Origin of the sequence: Pseudomonas sp. Leaf129 (assembly GCF_001423465.1) — a bacterium.
GTDB lineage: Bacteria > Pseudomonadota > Gammaproteobacteria > Pseudomonadales > Pseudomonadaceae > Aquipseudomonas > Aquipseudomonas coleopterorum.
The window spans coordinates 429,008-440,104 of the sequence record NZ_LMOC01000006.1; the positions used below are offsets into that span (position 1 = coordinate 429,008).

Genomic DNA, 11,097 nt, shown 5'->3' on the forward strand with positions numbered 1-11,097 from the left:
AATATTCCTCCTGCCCAAGCCACGCCGAAGGGAAAACCCTTGGACTTAGAGGCATCGTGCTGAGCGCGCTCGGTCTGGTGATCGTCGCCTCCGGGCTCTTCATGGTCGTGGGTGGGGTTCGCCTCATAACCCTCGGTCGCTCCTGGTATTTCGCGCTGGCTGGTATCGGCTTCTTCGCCGCAGGCGTCCTCACAGTGGTGCGGAGACCGCTGGCTGGGCGAGCCTCAATCTGCCCGAGCAAAAGAAGATCAACGCCTGCCTGGCTTGATCAAACATCCTTGGCTGGAGAGTGCAGGTGTATACGGCTATCGCCAAATTCACGATGACCTGCGTGAGCTGGGAGAAGCATGCAGGCGAAATCGAGTTGGGCGCTTGATGCAGGCCGAGGGACTGCGTTCGCAAACGGGCTATCGGCGGCGTCTAGGGTTTTACGGTAGAAAACCAACAGTGGCCTCGCCTAACCACCTCGCGCGGCAGTTCAAGGTCAATGAGCCGAACAAGGTCTGGGGGATAGATATCACTTACATCCGCACTTATGAAGGATGGCTCTATCAGGCAGTAGTGCTGGATCTGTTCTCCCGCCAAGCAATTGGTTAGTCAATGAAGCCAAGGATGTGCAGCGACCTGGCTATCGATGCGATGTTGATGCTGTCTGGCGACGCAAACCACAGTAGCAAGTGATAATCCACTCAGACCAAGGTAGTCAGTTCAGTAGCTCAGACTGGCAAAGCTTCTTGAAGGCCAATAATGTAATCAGCAGCATGAGTCGGCGAGGAAACTGCCACGACAGTGCCGTAGCCGAAAGCTTTTTCCAGCTTTTGAAGCGGGAGCGAATCCGACGAAAAATCTACACAACGCGCGAAGACGCCCGAGGTGATATTTTCGATTACATCGAAATTTTCTATAACCCTAAACGCTGGCACAGCAGTGCTATGCTGCTGTCTCCAGTAGAGTATGAAAAACGCTATTTTCCGAGCTTGGAGAGTGTCTAGAAAATCCGGGACTATTCAGACCTCATCTATTTATCTGTAAACAGTGGATTGCTAAAGTTTTTCATGATAGATGCTTATTCCTTAATTGGATACTCTATTACCAGATCCGCCGCGACAAGTATTGCTGGCGTAGTGACTCTTACCAACTAATGAAGGCACTGGATGCTACATCCGTGGGTCATCAAGTCCTTACGAGCGAGGCTATAACCAATGTTACGAGCTCCATCCTGCACTTTAGAATACTCTTTAGAGAGGTATTGCATCGCCCCCATCACCCGCTTATACCCATTGCCGTTGATGATGTAGTATTGCCCTCCCCGAGAGAAGCTGACCAGTCCCCTGTACGCATCAGGATTCAGTCTCAAGGCACTTGCCCAAGCACCTTGGATGCAGCGTGCTAGGTTATCGTCATTGGAATTCAAGTCGCCTACACCGCGATAAGCATCGCGATTAACAACGACCATGAGATGATAGTGAGGTCGTTTACTCACAGGACCGAATTCCCTTACCCATACCAGTCGCACATCTGTAGGATGCGCTCTCTTGCCCCCCTTACTGGCTCTTGCACGTTGGAACTCTATTTTGGACCTTAAAGACTTAGCAAATCTGCCTAGTGCCTCATTCCCCGGTATCTCACCAGTAGACATGCACTTCGGAAAGCGCAGCTCTAGCCTCACTACGAGCAACCTGCGGTAATTCCTCATCGCGTACTGTAATACGCCATCAATGATCTCAAAGTAAGAGAAGATATTGAGACTAACTGCTTTACTCATCTAGACACCTAATTCATGTGTGTGTATAAATCTTCCATCTCCTCTTGGGGATGGATATATGTTTGGATAGTAGTGATAGCAGAAAGCAGGGTTAGTTAACTACCCTAGGCTATCGCTAACGCCCCATACGAGGGTCTACTAGGTGATATTCCATCAACAGCCTCACAGCGCAAGCAATCCTCTTACTCCGCTTAAACCGGCTCTTATAAGCCCTATTAGAGGGTACCGTTACAACCCGACATCTCCAACCACCGCTAGTGCAGCGCAAGCCCCCGAGCTGCATACGCGCACTTCGATTTAATCCTTAGGAATCTACTGTCGAGTTAATCCAAAAATAAGACAGTGATTAAGCCGTGATCCTCGACTCAATCCATTGGCTGACCTCACTCTCGATGAAACCGATAGCTCCCCCTATTCTCCCCGTCAAATAGATCCGCTTCGGGAAGCTGGGATCGAAGTACTTAGAATTGGGATCCATCAGACTGTACAGCGAGGATCTAGAAAGCCCTGTGCGTCTCATGACTACCTTCAGGCGCAGGACACAGGGAATCACAGCTAACGCAATAAAATCAGACTGGCTCATATAACGCTCCCTTGGACTCGATGGACTGACAGTACATGAGTGCTATCCGCGAAAGACGATTTTGGAACCATTACGTGTGATTACAATGCTATTACATCGATGGATGGATTCGCGCGTCAGCTTATAGCAACGGCTTCAGGACCCAGCTTAGGCTTTGCACCGTGGTGCAATCAGGTCTGTCACCCTTCCTTCCGTTCTCTAATGGCCTGGAAGTAATCATTGAACCATAGCGTTAGGGACGCTTGCGGTGCGTCCTGATTCGACGGCACGCGCATCACAGCGCCATGCCAACTGCCACTGACGCTAAGCTCGCTAGGCTGGCCTCTAGACGATTGCCATGACTTACCCCGGTGAAAGATGTTGAGGCGGTAGCATCGGTTCATGAGAACGCAGATCATCAAATCGAAGGTGTTTTTGCCATCGTGCGATACCCGCTCAGCCCGTCGAGCATTTTGCCTGCTAGGATGGAGGTACTAGACAGCACATCTGCAGAGGCGAAGCATGACCAACAATCTGAGAAGAAATCGAAGGCCATTCTCCTTGGAGGATTCACTGTGCGAGTTGAACCTTTCAATTTCAGAGTTCGTAGATTTCGTAAGATGGGCAAACGTCTCAACAGTCGTGCCAATTCCGCATGATAGGACCGTCAGGATGTTTTACGAGAATGAAAACTTCTCGCTCACCCCCCAGTACTATCAAGCAAGCGAACGTGAGCATCAGGCAGAATATCTACAAATCCCGAGTGCGACACTCGAGACCATCGCAATAGGTGGCAGAAAAGAAATCTCTCGGTTCGACGCTATAATATCGACTAGCGGAAAATCCATATCTACTGAAGAACTTCACGAAAGCGTTCATAATTGCTTTGTTGAGTATAATCATAGCTCATCTCTAACTACTGCCAGCAGAAGCGAACGTATCAAAGCCTTCTATCACCTTTACACTGCCCCCTACAGTCTAGAAAAGTGGTTCGGCATTACGCTGCCTAGACCCGCAAGTCCCCCGTCTCTATTCCAAAAAGACGTACTTTTACCCTCAAGCTCAAGCGCATTATCTTGGGTGAATCAGTCGCAGCGCTTAACCGCGACCGCGGCCCACTCCAGCACTTTCAAGGACTTGCAAACAGACGTGCAGCATGGCTTCCAAATGGAGTTTTTTTTGTTTTCCATCTCAGACTCGCTCCCCTCAACTGGCAGTGGGCCGATTCCCATCTGGGTAGACAAAACAAACATTTTATTTTTGCCGTCCCAAATCTACGCGCTCAAGGAGATTCTTGAAGCACTTCCAAGCCAATGCCCAAATCAACGAGAACTAACAAAGCTAGACGTCTTAAACAACGCGGCCCTTAAATTTCACGCCACCATAAAAAATATAAAAGAAAATAACGAGGCCAGCCGTTACTGGCGGGAACACAGTGAGACATCAAACATAGCTAGCTACCTCAGAGCGAATATTAAATTAAAAAGCGAAAGCACTATAGAGTATTGCACTAGGGTATTGATCGATGACAACAGTTTATTCGAGGACCCTAAGCCCGCTATTGAAGTCAGTCCTAAAAAATACCCACGCAGCTTTTCAGATGCACTTATACGCTTGAATGAGGCGCGCCCCTTAATGAAGAATGACTCATCAGATAAGAATATTATGGCATCCAAGCAATTAAAGGACCGGCTTGAGAAGATAGGCTTTAAATCTCGTGCCGCAAATTTGTTAAAGGCGATTTTGAAAGAGCCTCTTAAAAATTAGCCGTTACCATATCCTCTTGGGTAGAAGATGACCCCTTGAGCACCCTTGCCAAAAACCTGAGTTGCTACATACCCCCTAGATGCGAGCAATTCAAAGGCCGCATTAAATCGGCCGTCTTTTCTCAAAGAGTTGGGACACGCTTGCCTCACGGCAGTTTTTCGATGGGCGACTTGGGAGTTATTATTGTATCTCCCCAAAAACCACCCAAATAAAATCTTTGCATCCTCCTCGCCAGTAGATCTTTTGGAGAACATCTGCACGAACTGATCAATGTGCCAGAAGCAAAGGCGGCAGGCATAGTCCAAAGTCTCGACAGTAATATCCCCGCTTCGTCCTTCAAAGAAATGAAGCAATGCAGAAATCCGTGCGATATTTTCAGGTGTCCTCGCAGCCAGATCCGGAAAGTCAGTGAATCGGCCTCCCATCTTTGACTCGTCGACCACTGCATTTTTAATTACCACCCACCTGCTGCGGGCTGCAGGAGAGAACCTGACCGCGGAGCGACTTATCCCGCTCACGCTCATGCTCAAGAAACGGCGCAACACTACGTGAAATTGTTCAAGGTTTTGCCAGTCCAGCACTTGGTCGTCCTCATACTGACCAATAACACTCGGTGGAACAGCCAATACCAAGCATCGTGCAAAGAACCCAGACTCTCGTGCCAAACCGCCGTACCGGTTGATGAAGTCTTCGAAGATTCCAGGCTGACTCATGATTAATACCGAGATCCTGACATCTGCCAACACAAAACTACCCGTGGTTTTGCGGTCGACAGTGACTCGGTCACCACTCCAAAGCTGATTAAGAGCTGGCATATTCTTCATTGAGTGTTGCGAAAGAATGATGCCGCCCTCACTTGTTACCAACCATGCACCATGGCCACCCGCACCTAGAGATCCGAGCAGAGCCTCAGGGGTAGTATCTTCAAAGACCATCCGAAAGGGTTTCGGAGGTATCGGGGCTTTTTGATCGTGAGCGATCATCAATTCAACCAACTCATCCCCTGATAGTACCTTGCACTGTTTTTTCAGCAAGTCTTTACGCTGATGAGACCATATTTCGAATTTAGTCTTATAGGCTGCCATTTCTCCCTTGCTCGCCAGCACCTGCTGGGTCTCAAACTCTTCGATTGATCTCTTAAAGAGATTTATCGTCCTATTTTTCCCTCCACCAGAGGGAACAGTGATCAACGTGTTCAGCGACACCGGCAAAGCGTTACCAGAGGGCATTTCAATATCTACCAGCTCTTGCAGCACTGCCGCGATAGCACTCAATGCGGTGAGACAGACGAACGGATGGGGAAGCTTAAGATTTTCAGCAGCTTCCAAAACCGCCGAACTGAAGCAGGGGTGTGCTAATGATGGAGCCGGGTATGGCGCACCAGGGATTGGTAAGGCGGGGTAACAATAAGAGTGATACATGGAGCCTCCGATCAGCCGGAAATGGCTGGTAAGAGAAAAGTATCATTGTGAAACCCAACGCCGGGGCTTTTGAAATGATTACGGGCCATTACACACCCGTTACACGTAAATCAGAGGTGCATTAGGGGGCTGTACCTCGCTACTCTGCTACGAATAGCGGAAATAGCTGCTACACCAAGACACGCGACTGATCGGACCGGCAACAGGCCTTAGTTCTCATTCCAATAGTTTTTAGATATATATAACCGAGGCGAACACACCATTCGAGTCTTCTCTTATGTTCTGTACTTGCCCCTATTGTCACAGCAGTAGAATTCTTCCTATTTCCTCGGCCCGTCGCATCGCCCTCGGCGCGAAGGCAGTAAATCGGCTAATAATTCGACACCTCTCTTTCCATCCTAGCCTAAGCAAAAACCCGGTAGTACTTACTGCGCTTGAAGAACTGGCTAAGCGTCTATTCGATGCACTTGACATAGCTCTAAAGATCAAATACCAAGAGCCAAAAATAAACCAAGCGCTCACTCACGTTTGCATGCGATGCGGTCGCCTCTTTGGCCGCCTCCATCCAATCAACTGAAAGGAATTTAATATGGCACACGAAATCCAGAATATGGCGTACGTCGGATCTACGCCGTGGCACGGGCTCGGCAGCAAGCTTGTTCGCGGAGAACCGCTAGAAGTTTGGCAACGCGAGGCCGGGATGGATTGGCAGATTAAGTCCAGTCCTGTGCACTACGAATCGATTAGCGGGAATGGGAATCCGGAGAGCCGCACGTTCGTGGACCAAAAAGTGCTGTTTCGTTCGGATACGCTAGAACCATTATCAGTCGTGTCGTGCCGCTATCAAGTGGTCCAGCCGAATGAAGTTCTTGAATTCTACAGAGACCTTACAGAATCCTCAGGCTATGAACTGGAAACGGCAGGAGTACTCAAAGGCGGCCGAAAGTTCTGGGCGTTGGCGAGAACGGGACAGTCCGTCGCGTTGAAAGGAGGTGACGAGGTGGGCGGATATCTACTGCTGGCTACGTCCTGTGATGGCACCTTAGCGACCACCGCAACGCCCACGAGTGTTCGGGTGGTGTGCAACAACACGTTAGCCTTGTCACTCAATGGCGCTACCAGCGCTATAAAAGTCCCTCACAATACTCGATTTGATCCAAGCGTCGTTAAAAAACAGTTGGGTATTGCAGCCTCTCGGTGGGATGAGTTCATGTACCAAATGCGGGCTCTCGCCGAGCGGAAGGTATCTAACAAAGAAGCTGAGCACTTTTTCAACCAAGTGCTCAGTGTGGCATCGACAAGCGTTACCGCGCAGGGCCAGCAAACCAACCGCCATGCGATTGCGAAAGCCAGTGGCTTGTTTGAGGGCAGAGGCAAAGGCGCTAGCCTAGCATCAGCAAAGGGGACGGCCTGGGGACTTCTAAACGCGGTTACTGAGTTTGTGGATCATGAAAAGCGGGCCAGGTCGGCTGACTATCGAATGGATTCTGCCTGGTTTGGCCAAGGCGCCGCTCTCAAGCAACGAGCCCTTCACAGCGCATTAAGTTTAGCGGCGTAGCAATAGCAGACCACCAACCGATACCTGCTCGCCATGTGGCGGGCTCTATGTGGCTGCTGCAGCTGAGCATCAGCTCAATTACGTGAGAACCAGAATGCACAAACTCAAAATCGTATGCGCACTGCTCACGCTTGCAGTCGCACTGTACTCAGCGACTCTGGTCGTAGTGGTGAAGATCAACCTAGCCCTCGCAGTGATGTGCGGTGCAATGCTGATCACGGTGCTCTGCAGCTTTATCAACGCCCTGTCCACGCCACCTGGAACCTGTAAGGACTTTCGCTCCTCTCCAGCGCTGTAAGCACATAGAGGTTCCGGGAGACGCGGCATTGAAGTGGGGGGCTAGATGGGGGAACAACAAGCCTCAGAAAACAGAGAGCCCCGCATAGCGGGGCTCTCTGGGTATAATATGGCGGTGAAGAAGGGATTCGAACCCTTGATACAGTTTCCTGTATACACACTTTCCAGGCGTGCTCCTTCAGCCACTCGGACACTTCACCGTTTCTCTGCAAACCTGTTCGGTCTGTCGAGGCGCGCTAATGTAGTCGAAAGCGCTCGTGATGGCAAAGCTTTTTTGCAAGATTTTCATGCGCTTAAGCAAAGCCCTGGATTTCTTCGCAAGTGCTGGCGTGACTGGTCAGTCAGTCACGGCGCTTTACCCGGCCGACAAGGCTGGGTAACGTCGGCGCCACAACATGATAAGGAATAGCGCATGAACGAGCTGGTCGATTACCGATTCGAGGACGGCATTGCCACCTTGACCCTGAACAACGGCAAGGTGAATGCCATCTCGCCCGAGGTCATTGCCGCGATGAACGACGCTCTGGACCAAGCCGTGGAGGCGCGTGCGGTGGTGATCATCACCGGCCAGCCCGGCATTCTCTCGGCGGGCTACGACCTCAAGGTCATGACCTCCAGCCCGCAGAATGCGATCAGCCTGGTCACCCAGGGCTCTACCCTCGCCCGCCGGCTGTTGAGCCACCCGTTTCCGGTCATCGTCGCCTGCCCGGGGCACGCGGTGGCCAAGGGTGCGTTCCTGCTGCTGTCGGCCGATTACCGGATCGGTGTCGAGGGGCCTTTCCATATCGGTCTGAACGAGGTGCAGATCGGCATGACCATGCACCATGCCGGCATCGAGCTGGCGCGGGATCGACTGGGGCGTGCGGCCTTCGAGCGCTCGGTGATCGGCGCGGAAATGTTCGACCCGGCCGGCGCGTTGCAGGCCGGTTTTCTCGATCAGATCGTCGCGCCCGAGCAGTTGCAGGCAACTGCGCTGGCCGCCGCGCAGCGGTTGCAGAAGCTGAACATGAAAGCTCATGCCAAGACCAAGCTCAAGGCACGTCGCGCGTTTCTGGAAACCCTCGACGAAGCGATCCTGCTCGATCAAGAGCAGGGCTTCTGACCGAAGTGGGCACGCCGGACCGCCGATTGCCGATAGGGGTGCACGACCGTACACTGATGGTTTCCGTTGAAGGTATTGCGCAGGATGCTCTACGCCGTTCGTCTCGTGTTGTTGGGGCTGCATTTTATTGCAGTGGGTGTGCTGGGATTGTTGCTCGGGCTGTGTCGACCGTTTCATCCCGACAACACCCGGTTGTTTGCCCGGCTTTATTCACTGCCCGCCAGACGGGTGCTGGGGGTAAAGGTCGAGGCGCAAGTGGATTCGCTGAACGCGCAGCCACCCGGTTTCGTGATGGTCGCCAATCATCAGTCCAACTATGACCTGTTCCTGCTCGGCGGTATCGTGCCGCCGCGCACGGTGGCGGTCGGCAAGAAGAGCCTGGGGCTGATCCCGCTGTTCGGTCAGTTGTTCTGGCTGGGCGGCAACATCCTGGTCAATCGCGAGAACGCCCGAGAGGCTCGCCGCTCGTTGCAGCTCACGTCGAAAACGCTGCGTGACCGCAGCACCTCCATCTGGATCTTTCCCGAAGGCACCCGCAACGGCACCGATGAACTGCTGCCGTTCAAGAAAGGTGCCTTTCACATGGCCATCGATGCCGGCGTGCCTATCGTCCCGGTGTGCATCAGCCGCTATCGGCGCACGCTGCGCCTGGGCCGCTGGCGCAGTGGCCAGGTGCGTGTGCGGGCGCTGGCGCCCATCGCCACCCAAGGCCTGACGCACAAGGACACCGCCGAGCTGCTGCAACGCTGCCGCGCCCAGATGCAGCAGACGATCGATGAACTGGACCACGAACTGCGCCGCGCCTAGACACTCCTATCCACAGCGGGCCCATACGGGCCGCCCCGCCAACCGAAGAAGTGAACATCATGGGCCGAGTGGTCGCCGCCGCCGTATACAGCGCGGGCAAGAAGATTACTGATATCAACCTCGACGAAGGCGCGCAGTGGGCACGGCGCCCAGGGCATTTCGTGTGGATTGGCCTGGAGCAGCCCAGCGCCGAGCAGATGAGCCAGTTGCAGAAGCAGTTCGACCTGCACGAACTGGCCATCGAAGACGCCCTGGAGGTGCACAGCCGGCCCAAGCTGGAGACCTTCGGCGATGCGCTGTTCATCGTCACCTACTCGCCCATTCGCCGCGACGACAAGGTGGAGTTCGTCGAGACCCATATCTTCGCCGGGCGTGGCTACATCATCACCTGCCGCAATGGCCATTCGGCGTCCTATGCTTCGGTGCGCAAGCGCTGCGAGGCCCGGCCACTGCTACTGGATCACGGTGAAGATTTCGTCCTCTATGCGCTGCTGGACTTCGTGACCGAAAACTATCAGCCAGTCAGTGAGACCATCCACGCCGAGATCGAAGCACTGGAACGCAGGGTGCTCGGGGGTTCGCTCAATGAGGCCGACATCCAGCACCTGCACGGGCTGCGCCGCGAGCTGCTGCGCATGCGGCGCTACGTGGCGCCCATGGTCGAGATCAGCGAGGAGCTGCAACGGCTGGATTTCCCGTTCATCGACAAGAACATGCGCCCCTACTTCCGCGACGTGCAGATCCACGTGACGCGGCAGATGGAAGACCTGGGCACCATGAGCGACATCGCCACGCAGACCATCGAGATCGGCCTGCTGCTGGAGTCGTCACGACAAAGCATCACCCAGCGCAAGTTTGCCGCCTGGGCTGCGATACTGGCCTTCCCCACGGCCATTGCCGGCATCTACGGGATGAACTTCGAAAACATGCCCGAGCTGAGTTGGCACTACGGTTACTACATCGTGCTGGGTGTGATCGTGTCCGGCTGCAGCGGTTTGTTCGCCGGCTTCAAGCGCGCCGGCTGGCTGTAGCCCGACGCGCAGAGCCGTCACCGCAGCCCGTTGCCCTTCACTGGGCGGGCTGAGTACCCTGCGCCACGAAACGCATCATCCACTCCGCCACGGTGATGCCGTGGTGATCGCGGTCGAGGCTGGCAATGGCTTGCTGGTACACCGGCTCGCCCAGGTGCTGCTGACGAATGTCGAGCAGCGCGCGGGAGTAGTCGTGGATGAATTCAGGATGACCCTGGAAGCACAGCACCTGATCACCGATCTGGTAGGCCGCGAACGGGCAGAATTCGCTCGACGCCACCACCGATGCGTCCTTGGGCAACGAGGTGACCTGATCCTGATGGCTGATGAGCAAGGTCAGGGTCTCGATTTCCGGGGTCATCCAGGCCGCGCGATTGGCCAGGCTGTACTCGTGGGTTCCCACGCCCCAGCCTTGGGTAGCGCGCTCGGCCTTGCCGCCCAGCAGGAGCGCCAGCAGCTGATGACCGAAGCAGATGCCCAGCAGCTTGTCGCCACGCTGGTAGCGCTCCAGCAAGAACGCCTTCAGCGTCTCGATCCAGGGGTCGGTGGCAAACGAGTCCGCTTTGCTGCCCGTCACCAGATACGCGTCGTACTGGGCATCGGCAGGCGGATACTCGCCATTCATCACGTTGAACACGGTGAACCGGGCAGGAATGGGTTGGCTGGCAAACAGCCTTTCGAACATGCGTCCATAGCCATGGTATTGCTCGACCAGTTCGGGCCGCAGGACGTCGGTTTCCAGAATGCAGATGTTGAGGGTCATAGGTCACTCGAAGAAGAGGGAACG

Annotated in this window: 9 protein-coding genes, 1 tRNA gene and 1 pseudogene; 6 read left to right on the forward strand and 5 right to left on the reverse strand. The window is 53.9% G+C overall.

Translation table 11 applies throughout. From position 1 onward, the window contains the following. Positions 1–210 precede the first annotated feature (210 nt). Positions 211–992, forward strand: a pseudogene (locus ASF66_RS09995) (IS3 family transposase); the annotation flags it as partial. A gap of 146 nt (positions 993–1,138) precedes the next feature. Here ASF66_RS09995 and ASF66_RS23245 read toward each other — a convergent pair. Together ASF66_RS23245 and ASF66_RS10005 are read right to left on the reverse strand one after the other, a co-directional pair. After that, on the reverse strand, positions 1,139–1,765 hold the full coding sequence (locus ASF66_RS23245; protein ID WP_056843736.1) for an inovirus Gp2 family protein: 627 nt from the start codon (positions 1,763–1,765) through the stop codon (positions 1,139–1,141). Between the two features lie 346 nt (positions 1,766–2,111). After that, positions 2,112–2,348, reverse strand: coding sequence for a helix-turn-helix transcriptional regulator (locus ASF66_RS10005; RefSeq protein ID WP_056843737.1), 237 nt, complete (start codon positions 2,346–2,348; stop codon positions 2,112–2,114). Positions 2,349–2,849: 501 nt separating this feature from the next. Here ASF66_RS10005 and ASF66_RS22475 point away from each other — a divergent pair. Then, positions 2,850–4,094, forward strand: coding sequence for a hypothetical protein (locus ASF66_RS22475; RefSeq protein WP_156463173.1), 1,245 nt, complete (start codon positions 2,850–2,852; stop codon positions 4,092–4,094). On the opposite strand, the gene ASF66_RS10015 is transcribed toward ASF66_RS22475, so the two are convergent. After that, on the reverse strand, positions 4,091–5,422 hold the full coding sequence (locus ASF66_RS10015) for a YfjI family protein (RefSeq protein ID WP_162240083.1): 1,332 nt from the start codon (positions 5,420–5,422) through the stop codon (positions 4,091–4,093). The two genes, ASF66_RS22475 and ASF66_RS10015, sit on opposite strands and share 4 nt — an antisense overlap. 682 nt (positions 5,423–6,104) lie before the next feature. Here ASF66_RS10015 and ASF66_RS10020 point away from each other — a divergent pair. Further along, positions 6,105–7,073 carry a DUF932 domain-containing protein gene (locus ASF66_RS10020; protein ID WP_056843740.1) on the forward strand — a complete coding sequence of 323 codons (969 nt, stop codon included), beginning with the start codon at positions 6,105–6,107 and terminating at the stop codon, positions 7,071–7,073. A gap of 407 nt (positions 7,074–7,480) precedes the next feature. On the opposite strand, the gene ASF66_RS10025 is transcribed toward ASF66_RS10020, so the two are convergent. Further along, positions 7,481–7,570: transfer RNA gene (locus ASF66_RS10025), tRNA-Ser, on the reverse strand. Positions 7,571–7,782: 212 nt separating this feature from the next. On the opposite strand from ASF66_RS10025, the gene ASF66_RS10030 reads away from it, so the two are divergent. From ASF66_RS10030 to ASF66_RS10040, 3 genes are all read left to right on the forward strand, one after another. After that, positions 7,783–8,472 carry a crotonase/enoyl-CoA hydratase family protein gene (locus ASF66_RS10030; RefSeq protein ID WP_056843741.1) on the forward strand — a complete coding sequence of 230 codons (690 nt, stop codon included), beginning with the start codon at positions 7,783–7,785 and terminating at the stop codon, positions 8,470–8,472. An 84-nt stretch (positions 8,473–8,556) separates the two neighbouring features. Continuing rightward, a complete protein-coding gene (locus tag ASF66_RS10035; RefSeq protein ID WP_056843742.1) occupies positions 8,557–9,279 on the forward strand; it encodes a lysophospholipid acyltransferase family protein in 723 nt (240 codons plus the stop codon). A 59-nt stretch (positions 9,280–9,338) separates the two neighbouring features. After that, complete coding sequence (locus tag ASF66_RS10040; protein ID WP_056843743.1) at positions 9,339–10,310, forward strand: magnesium and cobalt transport protein CorA; 972 nt, start codon at positions 9,339–9,341, stop codon at positions 10,308–10,310. Between the two features lie 37 nt (positions 10,311–10,347). Here ASF66_RS10040 and ASF66_RS10045 read toward each other — a convergent pair whose 3' ends face one another. Then, positions 10,348–11,073 (reverse strand): amidotransferase, encoded by a 726-nt coding sequence (locus ASF66_RS10045; protein WP_056843744.1) that lies wholly within the window; start codon positions 11,071–11,073, stop codon positions 10,348–10,350. Between the last annotated feature and the right edge of the window lie 24 nt (positions 11,074–11,097).